Source organism: Mycobacterium riyadhense (assembly GCF_963853645.1).
Lineage (GTDB): Bacteria > Actinomycetota > Actinomycetes > Mycobacteriales > Mycobacteriaceae > Mycobacterium > Mycobacterium riyadhense.
Genome location: NZ_OY970456.1, coordinates 4435694 through 4454972, shown reverse-complemented (window position 1 = coordinate 4454972; position 19279 = coordinate 4435694). Strand labels below are relative to the sequence as shown.

The window sequence follows — 19279 nt, the reverse complement described above, 5'->3', positions numbered from 1 at the left end:
TCATAGGCGACTCCTATGGGTTGGAGCCAGGCCGAGAGCTGGCCCACCTACCTGGCGCCAGGCGGGCATCGTTGTTGAAAGACGCGAGCGGAATCAATTCGGCGTGCACCGTGCGGCCATACTTGGACCGGCCGAGGCGGTGCGCAGCCGGGACAAGCAAGCCGTGAAGCAGCGGGTACTTGCGCCGAAGGAGGCGCGCCGCCTTTTCGTAGTCGGCGCCGTCGAGCAACCGCACCCGGCCGGGCTGCATGTCGCCGGTTGCGTTACCCGACATTGTCGCCGGGCCGAATTCGACGTTTGGGTTGCGTCGAATCCGGCGCACCTTGACGGCCTGCTCGAAACTACGGAAATACGCGCGATCGCCGTCCACCACGATGCTGACGGGACTTGTTCCGGCCGTACCGTCCTTGCGAAATGTCGTGAGCCTGATGGTCTTCTGGCGCACGAATGGGGCTAGTGCCGGATCGGTGGTGCAGGTGACGTTGCCCAAGACGTAGCCGAGCTGACGCAACCGCAGTGCGAAGGCGACGGCAAGTGCCACCGACGCCGCGCCGAGCAGCCACGCTTGGGCGGGCGAGCCGCCAAGGTGCAGGTCCACCACATGGTTGACGGTGTGAACCGTGTTGGCTAGGAAGAATCCGGCTATCGCCGTGGCCAACGCATCCGACCAGATCAGAGCGAGCAGCAGCATCGCGCCGAGACCCAGCTGGAATGCCCCGACGTCGTGCAGGAAGTGCTCATGTTCGGCGAATCCGACGAATTCGGCGAACGAACCGGGATCGATCAGACACCAAATCCCTATCGCAATGATCAGCAGTCCGATCAGTGCCGTCACCGCGCTGACGTACAGGCGCGCCGCTGTTCCAGTGGGATTCATGATGGCCGTCCTTACAAGCAGCTTTCGTCGTCACGTGTTAGACGAGGCCGCATGCAGATGTGTGACGCGCGGCGGCACAATCCAGCTGGCCGGCCGCTAGCGACTAAGCACCGATGGCTTGCGCGAGCTGTTCGGGCGCGTAGCTCAGCACTGCGGGAATGATCCCGCCCGCAGGCGTGCCGCCGAGCGTCAGGGTAATCGGGCCCCCGAGAGATGGGGGTAAATCAATCGTCGCCGTCAAGGGGCGCAGCGGCGAGATAATGCCTCCGACCGGAATGTTGACGGTCACCGGAATGCCCCCCGTCGTCGACGGCGGCAGCGCCAACGGGACAGTGCCCTCACCATTGAGGAAGCCGTTGGCGATGTTTGCGGGAGCACCGATCAGGGCGCTCGCTGCCGCCGGAAGGTTTCCGGCCTGCACAGCACTGATAAACGCGGTCGTGCTTTGTCCAAACGCCATCGCCGTGGTGACCGGGGAACCCAGAGCATTGAGGGTCATCGCCAGCGGCAATCCAAAGGTCATCACCCCGCCAGGAGGATCAAGCGTGATCGTGAAGGCGAGGTTTGTGCTCGTCAGCGTCGTGACCACATTGGTGAAGTTCTGCGACATGGCTCCGGGGATGCTCGCGATGGGCAGCAGGTCTCCCACGGGACCGAGCAGCAGGATGTTCGACAAGTCGCTCGCGTCAAGACCACTGACGAAGACGTTTACCACCGCCCCCAACACGTCGCTCACCGCGGCGCTGACGTTGCCCGCCGCGAGGGCCTGGAAGGCCGCTTGCAGGCTTGGCGGTATGCCCGCCACCCCAATGGCGAAGTCCCGCGTGGCGTCGGTGAGCGCGGTTAGGGTCAGCTGGCCGTAGCCGAACTGATTGGCGAGGAACTGCGACAGGAATGGCGCCGGGTTAGCAAGCACGCCATTGCCAATGCTCGACAGGTTGTTGATCGTGTTGGTGATCAGGTCTTCATAGGGCCCCACGATGGGAAGGCTGGAGCTCAAGCTGGGGAAGCTCACCGCGGCCGCGCCAGGTGGACCGACTGTGCCGCCTTTGCCGAACACGCCGCCGTGACCGGCACTACCACCGTTCCCATTTGCCCCGGCCGTGGGGCCGGTGCCGCCGGCGCCGCCTGCGCCACCGTTGCCGCCATCACCGATAAAGGTGGCGTTGCCTCCGGTACCGCCGTTGGCACCGGCCCCGCCTTTACCGCTAACGGCGGCGCTGGTGGCGCCGCCGGCCCCGCCGGCCCCGCCGTTCCCGCCGTTGCCGTACAGCAGTCCGGCGTTACCGCCGCTTCCGGCAGCCCCGCCCGCACCGCCGTCGCCGGTGAGCAGGACAGTCGACGCCCCGCCGGTACCCCCGGCCCCACCGTGGCCACCGTTACCAATTAATTGGCCGTTGCCGCCGTTTCCGCCGGCTCCGCCGGTACCGGCGGGGTGGTCAGCGCTCTTTCCGCCGATGCCACCGGCCCCACCGTCCCCGCCGTTGCCGTACAGCGCCCCGCCGGCACCACCGTGTCCACCGGTACCGCCGACACCGGCATTACCGGCGAGCGCGGAAAGGGTGCTGTCCCCACCAGTACCGCCGGCCCCGCCGGCACCACCGTGGCCGATGAAGGACGCGTTGGCGCCGTTTCCGCCGGCACCGCCGGCACCGGAGTTACCTGCGCCCGCCGCAGCCCCACCGTTGCCCCCGGCCCCGCCGGACCCACCGTCGCCGTACCACAGCCCGGAGGCACCACCGTGACCGCCGGCACCGCCTGCTCCGCCGGCGTTGGCGGCCAGACCGGCAGCACCACCAGCACCGCCGGCGCCACCGGCCCCACCGTTACCCACCAAGCTGGCGTTGCCTCCGGCGCCCCCGCTACCGCCGGCGCCGGCGCTGACTCCGACGAACGAAGTATCGGCACCTGTGCCACCGGCCCCACCGGCGCCGCCGCCGCCGAACAGCAGCCCGGCGTTGCCGCCGCGGCCGCCGTCCCCGGCGTTCATGCCGACGCCCAAAACCGAAGTGCCGGCATGGCCGGCACCGCCGGCACCGCCGAAGCCCCACAGCCCAACGCTGCCACCGGCTCCGCCGGCCGAGCCGGCACCAATGACGTTGACGCCACCGGCACCGCCGGCACCGCCGTTCCCGACAAGGGTATTTCCGCCGGCTCCGCCGGCCGTGCTAGCGAGGGGATCCGAAATCTCCGCCACGCCGGCGTTACCGCCGTTACCGCCATTACCGAAGAAGGCATTTCCGCCAGCGCCGCCGGCCTTGGTGGCGCTGGAGCCCCCGGCGCCTCCGTTGCCGAACAACCCGGCGTCCGCGCCGGCCAGCCCAGACCCTGCCCCCGCATTGCCGCCGTTGCCGACGACTAGCCCGGCGCGGCCGGGGGTGCCGCCCGTAGGCCCGCTTCCCCCGTTCCCGCCGTCGCCGAAGAACACGGCGTTGCCGCCGGCCCCTCCGGCCCCGGCACCGTTTCCGTTACCACCGGCGCCGCCGTTGCCGTACAACAGTCCGCCCATGGCACCGGCGCCGCCCGCCGCGCCGGTACCGCCGGCACCGCCCGCACCACCGTTGCCGATCAACCCGGCGGCACCGCCGTTACCGCCGGCCCCGCCGTCGGGGCCGCCTGCCCCGCCGTTGCCGCCATTGCCGTACAAAATTCCGCCGGGCTGGCCGTTTCCGCCGGGATTCGACCCGGTACCCGCCTGCCCGTCGGCGCCGTTGCCGATCAGCGGGCGCCCCAGCAGCGACTCGGCGGGCGCATTTACCGCGGCGGCCAGGGCCTGCATCGGCGAAGCGTTGGCGGCCTCGGCGGCGGCGTAGGCCGCCGCGCCGCCATTCAACAAGCTCACGAAATTGCCATGAAATGCCATCGCCTGGACGTTGAGCGCTTGAAATTCCTGGCCGTACGCGCCGAACAGTCGCGAGATAGCCGCCGACACCTCATCGGCGGCGGCGGCCGCCAGCCCGGTCGTGGGGGCCGATGCTGCGGCAGCGGCTTCGCTCAGCGCCGAGCGAATACCAGCCAAGTTGCCGGCAGCCGCCGTCACCAAGTCTGGTTCCGCGAGTAAGAACGACATGGCCATCTCCCCTTCGACCTACTGCGAGGCAGTGCAGTTAGTTGATGTGTGTCAAGGAAAGATGAGCCTAGTTGTGACCCGCGCCACGCGCGGGAAAATGCGAAGTTTACGCGGAGGTAAGTTCAACGTCCTATCCGCGCGGTATCGCGTCCCCTCTAGTTATGTCTGCAATCGCGTTGGAATGCATCGAGATAACGCAAGCGATCGTTGCTGAATTCGAAAAGTAGTCCGCGCGCGGTCTGAGCTCCGTGAGCAGTCAGGTCGAGTAGTTCGGGCGTCGAGCGAACCTGGGAATGGCATGAACGATATTGCGGCGCAACCAAGTTGAAGGGAGGTGTTCTGGCGGGCCCAACGCCCGATGGCCCGTCGCGGCCGATTGATCGATTGACGAAAAATGAAAACGGCCCTGCAAGCAATGGGATGAGCGGATAGGTAGTGGATAGGTAAGTACCGCTTTTCGGGCGTGTTGGCCGCTGGAATGAGTGCCCCGGCAGATTCGAGCCTGCGACCTTCTGCTCCGGAGACAGCTCAGACGCGTTCACGGCGGTCTATCGGCGTCTATCGGGGCGTGGCTGTTAGGGCAGAATTGTCGCCTTGATCTGCGCTATTAGGTTGCACGGGTCCATGAGAGCCCGAGGCCGTCCGCTGGGGAGTCTTGGCTGAGTTGTGACAACGTCGTAACAACGACAGCTACCGGTGCGATTACGGAAGCACCTGTTCACCGTTGGCGTGTGGGTGGCTACTGCCATGATGTGGTCGTGGGTACTGCCAAAGTGACCGACTTGCAAGACCGGCCCGTGTACGGGTTCGGCCAGGTCGACCGCATTCTCGGCCTCAAAGGCGGCACTTCTGCGCGGTGGATCGACGGCTACCAGCGCGGCGGTAGAAGCTACCCGCCGGTGATCCGCCCCGAGCGCACCGGCGACGAGATAGTCACCTGGGGCGAATTCATCGAGGCCCGGCTCCTCGCCGAATACCGCGACGCCGGGGTGCCGCTCATCAAGATGCGGCCAGCCGTCGAGAAACTTCGCGACGAGCTCAACACCCGTTACCCGTTGGCGTCGGCCAATACATGGTTGGCCGCCGAGGGCCGCGAGCTCGTCCGCAAAGTTCAGGACGACGTCGGCCTGCACCGTCGCCTCCGTTTAGTCGTTGTGCGGACCGACCAGCAGATGCTCGACTGGTCACCAGAAGCTCAGGAGTTCTCCGACTCGCTGCAATGGGACTGGGCCAAGACCGCCAAGAAGCAGCGGGTGATCGCCAGTCTTAACCCCGACCCGACGATCCGCGACGTCGTCGTCAATCCATTGCAGCGGTTCGGTGAACCGTCCGCACAGGGCGTCCCGACGGAGATCATTCGCGAGCTCTACGTCGCCGGCGACCCGATCGAGATGATCGCCGAGCTGTACGACTTGGCGCCGCATGTAGTCCAGGCGGCCGTGCGCTACGAGCTCAAGACGGCCGACGCGTACGCGTCTCGAGCCAGCTAGGCCGGCGGGCCGCCGAGGATGGTCGCCGTCGAGCGCCTCGTGCGGTTCTATGTCGACGAGAGCGCGATGGGCCTCGGCCTCGCGTTGGCGGCAGCGCGCAAAGACACGATTCACTGCGGGCACCCGCTCATCCCCGAATGCCCACGTCGCGCCGACGACACCGATTGGATTCAGGCTGTGGCCGCCCGGGGCCTCGTCGTGATCGCCCGCGACAAGAAGCTGCGCACCAAGCCTGTCGAGGTTCAGAGACTGTGGGAGAGCGGGTTACGGGTGTTCTGCATCGGCGGCAAGCGGGATCTCTCGACGTGGGAATGGCTCGTGCGGGTGGTACGGCACTGGCCGCGAATGGAGCGGATCATCGACGACAGCGGGCCGGCCCGTGGATTACATGCTCAACGAGAACACCGTCGACGAGTTCGTGCCACCGTGGGCCGCCGGCCAACAGTGTGCACCCGGCGCACGGATGCACCCCGGCAACGCGACTGCCCGCCTCACGGTGTTCGGAGAGCCGTACACGCCTGACACGCTCACGCGGATGTGGCCCATGCTGGCAAAGGCGGTCGGTGGGCGTCCGATCCGACTACGCGACGCCCGACACTCCCGCGGGACAGTGCTGCATCTGCGCGCGTACCGCTGGCTGTCATCGCGAAGTGGCTCCGCCAGGCCGACGCCTCCACCACGGCACGCATCTACGCCCATAGCCAGGACGACGCGCTGCGGGCTTTCGGACAGAGTTTGGGCGCAGGGGGTCTGGGGAAATTGCGGAGTCTGGGCTTCGGGCCGCCAGCGAGGACTGCTGACATTCGGACATTTGCTGTAGCGCTAACACTGCTGTTCATGCCTAGTTTTTGCTTTGCCGTCTTGGAGGACACCTTGCCCTGTCCGCCGAACCCCAAACCGTTGGTGTACACCGACTTTGTGTGCGAATATTGTTGTGCTGCAACGTGGTTCGCGACTAGATACGAGTTAGTGGGTGTTGTGAATATGTCGGCGGGGTTTGCGACAAATCTAGTGTCAGGCGGACGAGGGTACGGCGTGATGCGGGTGTCCGGGCCGCTCGCCAACGCTGTGAGCTGGGAAAACTCCTGTGGACAGGCTGCCGGGTGCCATGACATCATGGTGCTATGACACAGCCGACCCCTAAAGATGTTTCCACGGCTCGGGAAGCGGCGCGCTTTCCTGTGCGCCTGCCAGCCGAACTGGCCGACACGCTGCGCAACTATGCGTTTGTCACCGACACGTCGATCAACGACGTCATCAAGCAAGCCGTGGCCGAGTACCTAAAGGCCCACGCCCGGACGGATATGGTGCGGGCTGCGTTCGAGCGAGTGTTGCAGCAGCACGCCGCCGCGTTCGAGAAGCTGGAACACCTCTGATGACGATGTACCTCAACACCGACAACGTGCAGATGCTCAACGAGCGCTTCACCGGGCCGGACATGTTGAGGGACTTCGGGCTACTCGAATCGGCAGTGATGAGGCCACAGTCGAGCGCGTTCGGTGAGGATGCTTTTCCCACGATCCACGAGAAAGCGGCGGCGCTGCTGCACGGCCTGGCGCGCAACCACCCATTCATCGACGGCAACAAGCGCACCGCGTGGGCAGCAACCCACGTGTTCTATCAGTTGAACGGCTACATTGTGCGCGTCGACGATGCCGACATTGTCGGCCTGATGGTCGACGTAGCGGAAGGGCAATTAGACGTGCCGACCATCGCCGCCACGCTTAAGGATTGGGCGCAGCCGTTCGAGTTGCCCGATCACCTGGCACCCGAATAAGAGACTCGGGTGGCGTACGCCCAGCGTGCTTGGGCGGCATTGGGTTACCAGTCCTGGGATGACTACTGGCACCCGCGAGTTTCGGAACGACACGGTTGCGGTTATGCCGTGAATCTTGTCGGCAACACTGCGGCTCCGGCAGTTCGGATTCGGGGGCTAGATCAGGTGTAACATTTTGATACACCTGCCAACTCGCGTTGGATTGTCATATGGCTATCGCCAGTGGCCGCAGCAATGGCCCGTAAGCTCAGCCCTGATTCCCTTAGTGAAGCAACGACTTCCGCCCGCTCCTCGCGCGGGGTACCCACCAGCGCATTGCCATGCTTGATCTGTCTACACCAACCCACCGACATGTCAGACTGTCGGCCACGGACTGCGCGTCAATAGCGTCCGTACACCCGCCAATTCCGCGTGACACACGTTGGTGGTGTCGTTGGCGAACGTGCCCATATCTCGCATCACTTCGTTCACGATTTGGTCCATCGGAAACCCCTTGTGCCCGACTCGCTTAAGGCTGAAGTGCGCAAGCTGCTTGTTGATCTGCTCTCTGAGCAATGGCCGTATGCGTTTGAGGGGGCTGGGGTTCGGCGGCTGCCAGTTGACAATGAAATCGCCCGCCCATGCGTCATCGGGATACCTCGGCTCGACCGTCAAGAAGTCGTTGAGTATCCGGGCGTGCAACAACACGGCCTCGAAGTTCACCATGCAGGCGATCCTGATCGGGTCAGCCCGGTCGTACCGCGCATGCATACCGGGATGTTTTCTCCGCATCAACGTCTGTTCGGCAAGAGCGCCCCGCAACATGGCTACCTCGTAATACAGATGTGTTTGAGCAAGTTCGGCGAGCTGTGCCCTACTGGGTGGTGTTGGGGTCATGGCGGCAGACTACGGACATGCACTGACACCTCAGTCCGCCGTCACGGCGACGGGGATCTCTCCGCTAGGTCGTCACCTGAACGGGTCGAGCTCGGTCGATCGCTTCCTGCTTGCGGGTGTCTGCCTCTGTTGGAAACGCCTCGCGCCCTCGCGCCCAGCAGGGGTAGCCGGGGCGCACGCCTACGCGCGTTACCTCCTCACCCGGTTGCGCCGTGAACTGGCCGACCGCCTAGGTCCTAGGGGATGTTCGATCTAAGATCGCGAGGAAGCGCGAGAGAACTGGTGAATCATGACTAGGCGCAACATCAATCCGGCCGCGATCCACTTCGGCGACGACACCGTGGTCGAAGACATCGACCTGGCCAAGGAGGAGATCATCGTCGACGGTGAGCGGCTCACTGACGAGCGCGCCGACGAGATCGTCGCGGACGTGCTGGCGAAGGTGCGGGCGCGCAACCGGCTCAAGCTGCCCGAGTAGTCGCAAGGCTGCGACTCGGCGACGTACGTCGCCGAGACTTGCGCCCCCTGAAAAGCGCCGTTGCTCGATTGGGCGGGGTCTACTCAGGTACGCCCGAGACGGTCTATCGCCTCCCGCCACGCGCACGCCGCTACCCCCAACCCTCGATAATTTGTCGGGGCGTTCGTGTAGACAAGGGCAACTATGACAGGACAGTGGCATGTATGGGTGACGGCAGCGGCCGATCGGATCACCGAGGACACCCAAGCCGAAATCGCCGAGGAACTCCGTGCCGGCGTCACTATCGACCGAGATACCAGCGTGCTTACCGCGTCCTACATAGTCGAGGCCGCGACACTGCGCCAAGCCGTCGACGAGGCCCTGCGGGCGGCGGGCATCTTGCCTAGCGAGCCCACTCGGCTGAAGGTAGTGCGGCTCGACGACTGGCTTGCTGACCAGGCCCCAGAAGTCAGAGCCTGGGTAGGGTAGCCGGTCCCGCTCCTCCACCACGCGCCACGCCGCGGGCCGCGCGGATCTCGGAATCGTCTACGGCGACGTAGCGCTCGGTATGCCCGGCCGCCGCTGTCGTGCGCGGTCATGATGACCGTGCACGCCGAGCAGCCGCACGATGGCCTGCTTGCAGCGCTCAAGCTGGTGACTCGCTAAGGCCGGTATCATTCCCCTATTGGTTTTCCAGATACCAGTCCAGCGACTTGGCGCGGAAGACCAGATCGCCGAGCTGTTCCAGTTGATCCCTGGATGGATGCGGTGGCAGCTCTTCCTGTATAACTTCGGCCTGTGCAGTCAGCCAGCGGATTTCGGATTCGATTTCACGTCGAAGACATGTCTCCAACGGCTTGAAGTTGCCCGGTTCGACTTCCAGGAACCCTGGCAGCGTGATAGCGAACTCGCCGTCGTCGCTGTCCCCGGTCATGAGGTTCATCGTTCCACCTAAAGGGCGCTACTTGACGATGTGCAGCCGGACGTCTGGCCGCGGCTCAGGTGGTGGCTCCCCGAACTGAAGGTCGAATACCCCGATGACCGCCCGCAACAGCAGGCATGACCAATTCTCCATCGGGAGCCTGTCAAGTCGGTTGAGGAGTTCGCGGCGTAGGCAGTTGAGTTCGCGTTGGTCCGTTTCGGTCATCGCTCATCTGGCCTAACCACCCGCAGCCCGGGGCGGGTCCGGCCTGCGCCGTTGATGGCGTCGCCGTCGCCGCTGGTGCCGCCGAATTGGAGGTCGACGGCGGCGACGACCAGCGCGAGCAAGCTCGGTGACCACGTGCTCGCCGGATGCGCCGCAATTCGCTGCAGCAACTCCCCACGTAGCCGCCGAAGCTCGGCAGCATTGGCCGTGCTCATCGGGTCACCGCCATCTGAAGCCGCTCACAGAAGCCGAGGGTGTCGGTGATCTTCTCGGCCAGCTCCGTTGCCCGATTGCGGCGCGAGCCGGGCGCCAGGGCGTGCGCGGCATCGAGGGCCGCCATCCGGGCGTCCAGCAGGTCGTTGCGGGCGCGGGCCAGGTGGTACAGAGGGGATTGGATGGTGGTTGGCATGGGACTCCAATTCGTTCGGAGCCACGCCGGCTAGTTGCACGAAACTTGCACGGGCTTGTATCTGCGCTGGTCAGATCGTGCCCCCGGCAGGATTCGAACCTGCGGCCTTCTGCTCCGGAGGCAGACGCTCTATCCCCTGAGCTACGGGGGCGCACTAGTAAGTCACTGCGCCATCGGGCCCCGCCAGACTAGCGCATCGAGGTCACGGCCTAACGACCGCGATGGATTCGAGGCGCGAGCACGCCAGCCAATAGGATGGACGATCGTGACCCCCGCCGACCTGGCTGAGCTGCTCGGAGCCACCGCGACTGCGGTGCTGGCCGAGCATGGCCTCGACGTGTCTGCGTTGCCGCCGGCGGTCACCGTGGAACGCCCCCGCAATCCCGAACACGGCGATTACGCGAGCAACCTCGCGCTCCAGCTCGCTAAAAAGATTGGTACCAACCCCCGTGACCTCGCCGGTTGGCTCGCCGAGGCGCTGACAAAGGCCGACGGCATCGCGAAAGCGGAAGTCGCCGGACCGGGCTTTATCAATATGCGCCTCGAGGCCTCGGCGCAGGCCAAGGTCGTCAACAACGTCATCGACACCGGCGACACCTACGGCCACTCGCAGCTACTGGCGGGCCAGAAGGTCAACCTGGAATTCGTCTCGGCCAACCCGACCGGACCGATCCACATCGGCGGCACCCGCTGGGCCGCCGTCGGCGACGCACTGGGCCGCTTGCTCACTACACAAGGCGCCGACGTGGTGCGCGAATACTACTTCAACGACCATGGCGCCCAGATCGACCGCTTCGCCAACTCCCTGGTCGCCGCCGCCAAGGGTGAGCCCACGCCGGCCGACGGCTACGCGGGCACCTACATCATCGACATCGCCGCACAGGTACTGCAGAAGGCGCCCGACGCGCTGAGCCTGCCCGAGGCCGAGATGCGCGAGACGTTCCGCGAAATCGGCGTCGACCTGATGTTCGCCCACATCAAAGAGTCGCTGCACGAGTTTGGCACCGACTTCGACGTCTATACCCATGAAGACTCGATGCACACCAGCGGCCGCGTCGACCAGGCCATCGCCAGGCTTCGCGAAACCGGCAACATCTACCAGAAGGACGGCGCAACCTGGTTGCGCAGCAGCGCTTTTGGCGACGACAAGGACCGCGTCGTGATCAAAAGCGACGGCAAGCCGGCCTACATCGCGGGTGATCTCGCGTACTACCTGGACAAACGGCAGCGCGGTTTCGACTTGTGCATTTACATGCTCGGCGCCGATCACCACGGGTACATAGCCCGGCTCAAGGCGGCCGCGGCGGCGTTCGGTGAAGACCCGGCAACCGTCGAGGTGCTCATCGGGCAGATGGTCAACCTGGTCCGCGACGGCCAGCCGGTCCGGATGAGCAAGCGGGCGGGCACCGTGATCACGCTCGACGACCTGGTCGAGGCCCTCGGTGTCGACGCCGCGCGGTACAGCCTGATCCGCTCGTCAGTGGACACTGCGATCGATATCGACCTGGCGCTGTGGTCCTCGGCATCGAATGAAAACCCGGTCTATTATGTGCAATACGCGCATGCCCGGTTGTCGGCACTGGCCCGCAACGCCGCAGAACTCGGCCTGATCCCCAATACCGCCAACCTCGAACTGCTCAACCACGACAAAGAGGGCACGCTGCTGCGCACCATCGGCGACTTCCAAAAGGTACTGAAAACGGCCGCCTCGCTAAGAGAACCGCACCGGGTATGTCGCTACCTGGAAGACCTCGCCGGCGACTACCATCGCTTCTACGACTCGTGCAGGGTGCTGCCCCAAGGCGACGAGCGGCCCACCGACCTGCATACCGCGCGCCTAGCGTTGTGCCAGGCCGCCCGCCAGGTCATCGCCAATGGGCTGGCAATCCTTGGCGTCAGCGCCCCGGAGCGAATGTGAACGTCCATCCCGCCGGTCCCCGGCACGCCGAAGAGACCCGCCACGCCGACAGCCCGCTACGGCCGCAGTCGGCCGATGAGCTGTTGCGGTTGGCGCCGAATGTGTGGCCTCGCAACACCACTCGTGACAAAGCTGGCGTGGCCAGCATTGCCGGCATCAAACTGACCGATCTGGCCCACGATTACGGAACACCGCTGTTCGTCATCGACGAGGACGACTTTCGGTCCCGGTGCAAAGAGACCGCCGCCGCATTCGGTGGTGGCGCCAACGTGCACTACGCCGCCAAGGCCTTCCTGTGCAGCGAAATAGCGCGGTGGATCGAGGAAGAAGGGCTTTCCCTCGATGTGTGCACCGGGGGGGAGCTGGCCGTCGCGCTGCACGCGAACTTCCCGCCAGATCGAATCACGTTGCACGGCAATAACAAATCGGTCGCAGAGCTTACCGCCGCGGTCAAAGCCGGCGTCGGCCATATCGTGCTGGACTCGATGACCGAGATCGAGCGCCTGGACGCAATCGCGGGGGAGGCCGGAATCGTCCAGGATGTCCTGGTGCGTCTCACCGTCGGTGTCGAGGCTCATACGCACGAGTTCATCTCCACCGCCCACGAAGATCAGAAGTTCGGGCTGTCGATAGCGAGCGGGGCCGCCATGGCGGCAGTGCGGCGGGTATTCGCCACTGATCACCTGCGACTGGTCGGGCTGCACAGCCACATCGGTTCGCAGATCTTCGATGTCGCCGGCTTCGAACTCGCCGCCCACCGGGTGATCGGCCTGCTTCATGAGATTGTCGACGAGTTTGGCCCGGCAACGACGGCGCAGCTGTCCACCGTCGATCTCGGTGGCGGCCTGGGCATCTCGTACCTGGCAGCCGACGATCCGCCGCCGATAGCCGAGCTGGCGGCCAAGTTGGGCGCCATCGTGAGAAACGAATCAGCAACGGTCGGGCTGTCTACGCCCAGGCTGGTGGTCGAGCCCGGACGTGCCATCGCCGGACCGGGCACCATCACGCTATACGAAGTCGGTACGGTCAAGGACGTCGACATCAGCTCCACGACCAACCGGCGCTATGTCAGTGTCGACGGCGGCATGAGCGACAACATCCGCACTGCCCTCTATGACGCGCTGTATGACGTCCGACTGGTCTCGCGCGTCAGCGATGCACCCGCCGTTGCGGCCCGGGTCGTCGGAAAGCACTGCGAAAGCGGCGACATCATCGTGCGAGACGCGTGGGTGCCCGACGACCTACGGCCTGGCGACCTGGTCGCAGTGGCCGCCACCGGCGCCTACTGCTATTCGCTATCGAGCCGTTACAACATGATTGGCCGTCCCGCAGTGGTCGCGGTGCGAGCGGGCGAGGCCCGCCTGATCCTGCGCCGGGAGACGGTCGACGATCTGCTGAGTTTGGAGGTGAGGTGACCCGTGCCCGGTGACGAAAAGCCGGTCGGCGTAGCGGTACTCGGGTTGGGCAACGTCGGCAGCGAAGTTGTCCGAATCATTAACGGCAGTGCCGACGATCTCGCGGGCCGCATTGGCGCCCCGTTGGTGCTGCGCGGCGTGGGGGTGCGCCGGGTTGCCGCCGACCGCGGTGTGCCGATCGACTTGCTCACCGATAACATCGAAGAACTCGTCACGCGCGAGGACGTCGACATCGTCGTCGAAGTGATGGGCCCGGTGGAACCGTCGCGCAAGGCGATCCTGGCCGCACTCGAGCGTGGTAAGTCCGTCGTCACCGCGAACAAGGCGTTGCTCTCCACATCGACTGGGGAGCTTGCGGGAGCCGCCGAAAGCGCCCATGTGGACTTGTATTTCGAGGCCGCCGTCGCCGGTGCCATACCCGTCATCCGCCCGCTGACCCAGTCGCTGGCCGGTGACACGGTGCTAAAAGTGGCAGGCATCGTCAACGGCACCACCAACTACATCCTTTCGGAGATGGACAGCACCGGCGCTGACTACGACAAGGCTCTTGCCGACGCGAGCGCGCTGGGTTACGCAGAGGCCGATCCCACCGCGGACGTCGAAGGCTATGACGCCGCAGCGAAAGCCGCGATTCTGGCATCGATTGCCTTCCACACTCGGGTCACCGCCGACGACGTATATCGCGAGGGCATCACGAAGATCACCCCGGCTGATTTCGAGTCGGCGCGCGCCCTGGGTTGCACCATCAAGCTGCTGTCGATCTGTGAGCGCATCACCACCGACGAAGGACAGCAACGGGTTTCGGCCCGGGTCTATCCGGCGTTGGTGCCGCTGTCGCATCCGCTGGCCACGGTGAACGGTGCTTTCAACGCCGTGGTGGTCGAAGCCGAAGCCGCAGGAAGGCTGATGTTCTACGGCCAGGGCGCTGGCGGCGCGCCCACCGCGTCGGCAGTCACCGGCGACCTGGTGATGGCCGCCCGTAACCGAGTCATGAGGAGCCGCGGACCACGTGAATCCAAGTACGCTCAATTGCCGATAGCGCCAATGGGTTTCATCAGCACTCGTTACTACGTCAGCATGAATGTCGCCGACAAGCCGGGCGTATTGTCAGCCGTGGCAGCGGAATTCGCCAAACGCGAAGTCAGCATCGCCGAGGTGCGTCAGGAAGGCATGGTCGACGCGGATGGCCAACGCGTGGGAGCCCGCATCGTGGTGGTCACTCACCTGGCCACCGACGCCGCACTCTCGGAAACCGTTGAGGCGCTGGCCGACTTGGATGTCGTGCAGGGCGTCACGAGTGTGCTGCGACTGGAAGGAACCGGTCTATGAGCGTTCCACGGACGGCCATCCATCAGCCCTGGCCCGGCGTGATCGCTGCATACCGGGACCGGCTCCCGGTGGGTGACGATTGGACTCCCGTCACGCTGCTCGAAGGTGGCACTCCGCTGATCGCGGCACCGAGACTGTCCAAGCGGACCGGCTGCACGATCCACCTCAAGGTCGAGGGCCTCAACCCCACCGGGTCCTTCAAGGACCGCGGCATGACGATGGCGGTCACCGACGCACTGGCGCGTGGGCAGCAGGCGGTGTTGTGCGCATCGACCGGAAATACCTCGGCATCGGCGGCGGCATACGCCGCCAGGGCCGGCATCACCTGCGCGGTGCTGATACCGCAGGGCAAGATCGCGATGGGCAAGCTAGCCCAGGCGGTGATGCACGGCGCGAAGATCATTCAGATCGACGGGAACTTCGACGACTGCCTGGAACTGGCCCGCAAGTTGGCCGCCGACTTCCCGGCAATCTCCTTGGTGAATTCGGTCAACCCGGTGCGCATCGAGGGGCAGAAAACGGCGGCGTTCGAAATCGTCGACGCGTTGGGCGCCGCACCGGATGTGCATGCCCTTCCGGTTGGCAATGCCGGCAACATCACTGCGTATTGGAAGGGATACACCGAGTATCACCGCGAGGGACTGATCGACAAGCTGCCCCGCATGCTCGGCACGCAAGCCGCGGGCGCGGCGCCCTTGGTTCTTGGCGAACCGGTGAGTCATCCGGAGACGATCGCTACCGCGATCCGCATCGGGTCACCCGCGTCGTGGACTTCGGCCGTAGAGGCGCAGCAGCAGTCCAAGGGCCGTTTCTTGGCCGCTACCGACGAGGAAATCCTGGCCGCATACCACCTGGTTGCCCAAGCCGAAGGCGTCTTCGTCGAGCCCGCGTCCGCGGCCAGCATTGCGGGCTTGCTCAAGGCCATCGATGACGGCTGGGTGGTTCGCGGGTCGACGGTGGTGTGCACGGTTACCGGCAACGGCCTCAAGGATCCCGACACGGCACTGCGGGACATGCCGAGCGTGTCGCCGTTGCCCGTTGACCCCATCGCCGTCGTCGAGAAGTTGGGGCTGGCCTAGTGGGGTTAGTGCTGCCTGCCGGACTCGTGGCGAGCGCAGTGGTGTCGGCATCGAGTGCCAACCTCGGCCCGGGCTTCGACAGCATCGGCTTGGCGCTGCGTCTTTGCGACGAGATCATTGTCGAGACAACAGGTTCCGGCTTGGCAGTGGAGGTCGAGGGGGAGGGTGCCGACCAAGTTCCGCTGGGTCCCGACCACCTGGTGGTGCGCGCCATCCGACACGGGTTGCAGGCCCTTGAGGTCAGCGCCCCCGGCCTGGTGGTGCGGTGCCGCAACGACATCCCGCATTCCCGCGGTCTCGGCTCCTCCGCGGCGGCAGTGGTCAGCGGTCTCGCGGCTGTCAACGGGCTTGTTGCACAGACAGATTCGACACCGTTAAGCGCGGCGCAGCTGATCCAGCTGTCCTCGGAGTTCGAGGGGCATCCCGACAACGCCGCGGCCGCTGTGCTGGGTGGTGCGGTGGTTTCTTGGATCGACCGCAGCGCGGGGCCGCCAAAATACTCGGCGGTGCCGTTGCGCCTTCATCCCGATATCCACCTGTTTTGCGCGATTCCCGAGGAGCGTTCGTCGACCGCGGAGACGCGGGTACTGCTGCCCGCCCAGGTCAGTCACGACGACGCGCGGTTCAACGTCAGCCGCGCCGCGTTGCTGGTGGTAGCGCTCACCGAGCGGCCCGATCTGCTGATGGCGGCCACCGAAGACGTGCTACATCAGCCTCAGCGCGCCCAAGCAATGCTGGCGTCGGCGGAATATTTACGGCTGCTGCGGCGTCATAACGTGGCAGCAACGCTATCTGGGGCGGGTCCTGCATTGATTGCACTGACCACTGAGCCAGAGTTGCCACGAGAAGCGGTGCAGTACGGCGCCGCAAACGGATTTGCCATCACGGCGACGACCACCGGCGACGGAGTTCGCTGGAGCCCAGGAGTCACAGTTCCCGGTTAATCCGCACCGGCGCGGGGGTTTGCTTGCTTCCGGCCAGGAAGCGGGCTATCCTCGGAGCCGTCCAGCAATCGCAGCATCTGCATCTGCATCCATACTGCCTTGCCGCTAGGACAACACCAATTCTTCTCGTGGACGAGGTTCGCCGTTTTCGCCGCCCCAGGCGATCACCGTTGCAGAGTCGACTATTGGGCGCACTCGGCGATTTGGCTGAATGCTTGGCTGAATGCAAGAACCCTCGTCTGACGTAATCAGCGGGGGAGAGAAAGGAAATCCGTGACTGATACGGACCTCATCACGGCTGGCGGAAGCACCGACGCCAATAAGCAATCGGATTCCGCGACCACAGAGACTCCAGACGTCAAAACCAATCCCGACGTCAAATCCACCGTGCCGACAGGCTCACTGAGCACCATGGTGCTGCCCGAACTGCGCGCGCTAGCTAACCAAGCCGGCGTCAAGGGGACCTCGGGCATGCGCAAGAACGAACTGATTGCCGCGATTCAGGAAATCAGGGGACAGGCCAACGGCGTATCAGCCGGTGGTGCCCTAACTCAAGAATCCGGCCAGCAATCGGGCAATGCGGACTCGCCGGCCGCCGAGACCCCGGCTGCCCAAGAAGCTCCTCGAGCAGCCGCCCGAACCCAGGCCCAAGAGGGCCAGAGCGATTCCTCCGGCGACGCGCCGCGTAGGGAACGACGCGCAGGCTCCCGGGAAGCGGGATCGCCCGCTACCGCGACCGAGGACACCGCCACCCGGGGCGCTGACACCCGCCAAGCGACCCAACCGGACACCAAGACCGACGGCCGCGCCCCGGAGCCGGGTACCGATCAAAGCGGTGATCAACAGGGCTCGGGGCAACAAACTCGTACCGACGAGGACGGCGAGGGACGCCAGGGCCGGCGGGGACGCCGCTTTCGCGACCGCCGGCGCCGCGGTGAACGGACGGGCGACGGCGCCGAAGCCGAACTGCGTGAGGACGACGTTGTCCAGCCGGTGGCCGGCATCCTTGACGTCCTGGACAACTATGCGTTCGTGCGTACCTCCGGTTACCTGGCCGGTCCGCATGACGTGTATGTGTCGATGAACATGGTGCGCAAGAACGGCCTGCGCCGCGGTGATGCGGTGACGGGCGCGGTTCGGGTGCCCCGAGAAGGAGAGGCAGGCGACAGAAATCCGCGGCAGAAATTCAACCCGCTGGTGCGTCTGGACAGCATCAACGGTGGATCGATCGAAGATGCCAAGAAGCGGCCCGAGTTCGGCAAGCTGACGCCGTTGTACCCCAACCAGCGGCTTCGTTTGGAGACCACCACCGAACGGCTGACCACTCGCGTCATCGACCTCATCATGCCGATCGGCAAGGGCCAGCGTGCCCTGATCGTGTCGCCGCCCAAGGCCGGCAAGACGACGATTCTGCAGGACATCGCCAACGCCATCACCAGGAACAACCCGGAATGCCACCTGATGGTTGTGCTGGTCGACGAGCGGCCTGAAGAGGTCACCGACATGCAGCGCTCGGTCAAGGGAGAGGTCATCGCCTCAACGTTCGACCGGCCGCCGTCGGACCACACGTCGGTCGCCGAGTTAGCGATTGAGCGGGCCAAGCGGCTTGTGGAGCAGGGCAAAGACGTCGTCGTGCTGCTCGACTCGATCACCCGACTGGGCCGCGCCTACAACAACGCCTCACCGGCGTCGGGCCGCATCCTGTCCGGTGGTGTCGACTCGACCGCCCTGTACCCGCCCAAGCGTTTCCTGGGCGCCGCACGCAACATCGAGGAAGGTGGGTCGCTGACCATCATCGCTACCGCGATGGTCGAGACCGGATCCACCGGTGACACGGTCATCTTCGAGGAGTTCAAGGGCACCGGCAATGCCGAGCTCAAGCTGGACCGCAAGATCGCCGAGCGGCGGGTTTTCCCCGCGGTCGACGTCAACCCCTCCGGCACCCGCAAGGACGAGCTCCTGCTGTCGCCCGACGAGTTCGCCATCGTGCACAAGCTGCGCCGAGTCCTGTCGGGGCTGGATTCCCACCAAGCAATCGACTTGCTGATGTCGCAGCTGCGCAAGACGAAGAACAACTACGAATTCCTGGTCCAGGTGTCCAAGACGACGCCGGGGTCGATGGACAACGACTAGCCCCGTGCTTTGGGTGGGCAGTGGTTGACCTGGCATAATCGGTGTTCGACTTCGATCACAGAGGACAGCATGAAGACTGACATTCATCCGGCCTACGAGGAAACCACCGTGGTGTGCGGATGCGGCAATACGTTCCATACGCGCAGCACCAAGCCCGGTGGCCGCATCGTGGTCGAGGTTTGCTCGCAGTGCCACCCGTTCTACACCGGCAAGCAGAAGATTCTGGACAGTGGCGGCCGGGTCGCCCGCTTCGAGAAGCGTTACGGCAAGCGCAAGGCGGCTGACAAGGCCGAATCGGCCGACAAATAGCTGGCTTACCGACGCCCGAACTGTGCTGAATCGGCGCAGGCCGGGCGTC

General features: G+C 65.1%; 21 protein-coding genes and 1 tRNA gene. 13 read left to right on the top strand and 9 right to left on the bottom strand.

What is annotated here, in order from left to right; genetic code table 11:
- Nucleotides 1-13 precede the first annotated feature (13 nt).
- Both AADZ78_RS19645 and AADZ78_RS19640 read right to left on the bottom strand, forming a co-directional pair.
- Nucleotides 14-877: a PPOX class F420-dependent oxidoreductase gene (locus AADZ78_RS19645; RefSeq protein ID WP_085252677.1), complete on the bottom strand. Its 864-nt coding sequence runs from the start codon at nt 875-877 to the stop codon at nt 14-16.
- A gap of 103 nt (nt 878-980) precedes the next feature.
- Complete coding sequence (locus AADZ78_RS19640; RefSeq protein ID WP_085252726.1) at nt 981-3947, bottom strand: PE family protein; 2967 nt, start codon at nt 3945-3947, stop codon at nt 981-983.
- A gap of 758 nt (nt 3948-4705) precedes the next feature.
- Between AADZ78_RS19640 and AADZ78_RS19635 the strand changes: the two genes are divergently transcribed.
- From AADZ78_RS19635 to AADZ78_RS19620, 4 genes are all read left to right on the top strand, one after another.
- Entirely contained in the window at nt 4706-5437 is a 732-nt protein-coding gene (locus AADZ78_RS19635; protein ID WP_139828989.1) for a DUF433 domain-containing protein, read from the top strand.
- Between the two features lie 39 nt (nt 5438-5476).
- Nucleotides 5477-5959, top strand: a complete 483-nt coding sequence (locus AADZ78_RS19630; protein ID WP_204903359.1) for a hypothetical protein — start codon at nt 5477-5479, stop codon at nt 5957-5959.
- A 602-nt stretch (nt 5960-6561) separates the two neighbouring features.
- Nucleotides 6562-6813: a ribbon-helix-helix protein, CopG family gene (locus tag AADZ78_RS19625; protein ID WP_085252680.1), complete on the top strand. Its 252-nt coding sequence runs from the start codon at nt 6562-6564 to the stop codon at nt 6811-6813.
- Entirely contained in the window at nt 6813-7214 is a 402-nt protein-coding gene (locus AADZ78_RS19620; RefSeq protein WP_085252681.1) for a type II toxin-antitoxin system death-on-curing family toxin, read from the top strand. The genes AADZ78_RS19625 and AADZ78_RS19620 overlap by 1 nt, the downstream gene beginning before the upstream one ends.
- Nucleotides 7215-7375: 161 nt before the next feature.
- On the opposite strand, the gene AADZ78_RS29200 is transcribed toward AADZ78_RS19620, so the two are convergent.
- Complete coding sequence (locus AADZ78_RS29200; RefSeq protein ID WP_372510583.1) at nt 7376-7567, bottom strand: helix-turn-helix domain-containing protein; 192 nt, start codon at nt 7565-7567, stop codon at nt 7376-7378.
- A gap of 1 nt (nt 7568) precedes the next feature.
- Nucleotides 7569-8090 carry a hypothetical protein gene (locus AADZ78_RS19615; protein ID WP_139828990.1) on the bottom strand — a complete coding sequence of 174 codons (522 nt, stop codon included), beginning with the start codon at nt 8088-8090 and terminating at the stop codon, nt 7569-7571.
- Nucleotides 8091-8379: 289 nt separating this feature from the next.
- Between AADZ78_RS19615 and AADZ78_RS19610 the strand changes: the two genes are divergently transcribed.
- Both AADZ78_RS19610 and AADZ78_RS19605 read left to right on the top strand, forming a co-directional pair.
- The gene (locus AADZ78_RS19610; protein ID WP_085252683.1) at nt 8380-8568 is read left to right on the top strand and encodes a hypothetical protein; all 189 of its coding nucleotides are present in this window, start codon (nt 8380-8382) and stop codon (nt 8566-8568) included.
- Between the two features lie 207 nt (nt 8569-8775).
- A complete protein-coding gene (locus AADZ78_RS19605; protein WP_139828991.1) occupies nt 8776-9036 on the top strand; it encodes a hypothetical protein in 261 nt (86 codons plus the stop codon).
- Between the two features lie 193 nt (nt 9037-9229).
- Here AADZ78_RS19605 and AADZ78_RS19600 read toward each other — a convergent pair whose 3' ends face one another.
- The 5 genes from AADZ78_RS19600 to AADZ78_RS19580 all read right to left on the bottom strand — a co-directional run bounded on the left by AADZ78_RS19600 (nt 9230) and on the right by AADZ78_RS19580 (nt 10254).
- Nucleotides 9230-9490, bottom strand: a complete 261-nt coding sequence (locus AADZ78_RS19600) for a hypothetical protein (protein ID WP_085252685.1) — start codon at nt 9488-9490, stop codon at nt 9230-9232.
- A gap of 18 nt (nt 9491-9508) precedes the next feature.
- Nucleotides 9509-9694, bottom strand: a complete 186-nt coding sequence (locus tag AADZ78_RS19595) for a hypothetical protein (RefSeq protein WP_085252686.1) — start codon at nt 9692-9694, stop codon at nt 9509-9511.
- Entirely contained in the window at nt 9691-9909 is a 219-nt protein-coding gene (locus AADZ78_RS19590) for a hypothetical protein (protein ID WP_085252687.1), read from the bottom strand. Before AADZ78_RS19590 ends, AADZ78_RS19595 begins: the two co-directional genes overlap by 4 nt.
- Nucleotides 9906-10103, bottom strand: coding sequence for a hypothetical protein (locus tag AADZ78_RS19585; RefSeq protein ID WP_085252688.1), 198 nt, complete (start codon nt 10101-10103; stop codon nt 9906-9908). Before AADZ78_RS19585 ends, AADZ78_RS19590 begins: the two co-directional genes overlap by 4 nt.
- A 78-nt stretch (nt 10104-10181) precedes the next feature.
- Nucleotides 10182-10254: transfer RNA gene (locus AADZ78_RS19580), tRNA-Arg, on the bottom strand.
- Between the two features lie 114 nt (nt 10255-10368).
- Between AADZ78_RS19580 and argS the strand changes: the two genes are divergently transcribed.
- From argS to rpmE, 7 genes are all read left to right on the top strand, one after another.
- On the top strand, nt 10369-12021 hold the full coding sequence (gene argS / locus AADZ78_RS19575) for an arginine--tRNA ligase (RefSeq protein ID WP_169726390.1): 1653 nt from the start codon (nt 10369-10371) through the stop codon (nt 12019-12021).
- Between the two features lie 80 nt (nt 12022-12101).
- Complete coding sequence (lysA, locus tag AADZ78_RS19570; RefSeq protein WP_372510588.1) at nt 12102-13436, top strand: diaminopimelate decarboxylase; 1335 nt, start codon at nt 12102-12104, stop codon at nt 13434-13436.
- Between the two features lie 3 nt (nt 13437-13439).
- Nucleotides 13440-14765 (top strand): homoserine dehydrogenase, encoded by a 1326-nt coding sequence (locus AADZ78_RS19565; protein ID WP_085252691.1) that lies wholly within the window; start codon nt 13440-13442, stop codon nt 14763-14765.
- Nucleotides 14762-15844 (top strand): threonine synthase, encoded by a 1083-nt coding sequence (thrC, locus tag AADZ78_RS19560; protein ID WP_085252692.1) that lies wholly within the window; start codon nt 14762-14764, stop codon nt 15842-15844. The genes AADZ78_RS19565 and thrC overlap by 4 nt, the downstream gene beginning before the upstream one ends.
- A gap of 8 nt (nt 15845-15852) precedes the next feature.
- The gene (gene thrB, locus AADZ78_RS19555) at nt 15853-16788 is read left to right on the top strand and encodes a homoserine kinase (protein WP_085252727.1); all 936 of its coding nucleotides are present in this window, start codon (nt 15853-15855) and stop codon (nt 16786-16788) included.
- Between the two features lie 273 nt (nt 16789-17061).
- Nucleotides 17062-18921, top strand: a complete 1860-nt coding sequence (gene rho, locus AADZ78_RS19550) for a transcription termination factor Rho (RefSeq protein ID WP_085252693.1) — start codon at nt 17062-17064, stop codon at nt 18919-18921.
- A gap of 69 nt (nt 18922-18990) precedes the next feature.
- Nucleotides 18991-19230, top strand: a complete 240-nt coding sequence (rpmE, locus tag AADZ78_RS19545; protein ID WP_085252694.1) for a 50S ribosomal protein L31 — start codon at nt 18991-18993, stop codon at nt 19228-19230.
- Nucleotides 19231-19279 lie beyond the last annotated feature (49 nt).

Coding starts and splice junctions, on each gene's coding strand:
- AADZ78_RS19645 (WP_085252677.1), bottom strand. CDS start 877: ATGAATCCCACTGGAACAGCGGCGCGCCTGTACGTCAGCGCGGTGACG.
- AADZ78_RS19640 (WP_085252726.1), bottom strand. CDS start 3,947: ATGTCGTTCTTACTCGCGGAACCAGACTTGGTGACGGCGGCTGCCGGC.
- AADZ78_RS19625 (WP_085252680.1), top strand. CDS start 6,562: ATGACACAGCCGACCCCTAAAGATGTTTCCACGGCTCGGGAAGCGGCG.
- AADZ78_RS19620 (WP_085252681.1), top strand. CDS start 6,813: ATGACGATGTACCTCAACACCGACAACGTGCAGATGCTCAACGAGCGC.
- AADZ78_RS29200 (WP_372510583.1), bottom strand. CDS start 7,567: ATGTCGGTGGGTTGGTGTAGACAGATCAAGCATGGCAATGCGCTGGTG.
- AADZ78_RS19615 (WP_139828990.1), bottom strand. CDS start 8,090: ATGACCCCAACACCACCCAGTAGGGCACAGCTCGCCGAACTTGCTCAA.
- AADZ78_RS19610 (WP_085252683.1), top strand. CDS start 8,380: ATGACTAGGCGCAACATCAATCCGGCCGCGATCCACTTCGGCGACGAC.
- AADZ78_RS19600 (WP_085252685.1), bottom strand. CDS start 9,490: ATGAACCTCATGACCGGGGACAGCGACGACGGCGAGTTCGCTATCACG.
- AADZ78_RS19595 (WP_085252686.1), bottom strand. CDS start 9,694: ATGACCGAAACGGACCAACGCGAACTCAACTGCCTACGCCGCGAACTC.
- AADZ78_RS19590 (WP_085252687.1), bottom strand. CDS start 9,909: ATGAGCACGGCCAATGCTGCCGAGCTTCGGCGGCTACGTGGGGAGTTG.
- AADZ78_RS19585 (WP_085252688.1), bottom strand. CDS start 10,103: ATGCCAACCACCATCCAATCCCCTCTGTACCACCTGGCCCGCGCCCGC.
- thrC (WP_085252692.1), top strand. CDS start 14,762: ATGAGCGTTCCACGGACGGCCATCCATCAGCCCTGGCCCGGCGTGATC.
- rpmE (WP_085252694.1), top strand. CDS start 18,991: ATGAAGACTGACATTCATCCGGCCTACGAGGAAACCACCGTGGTGTGC.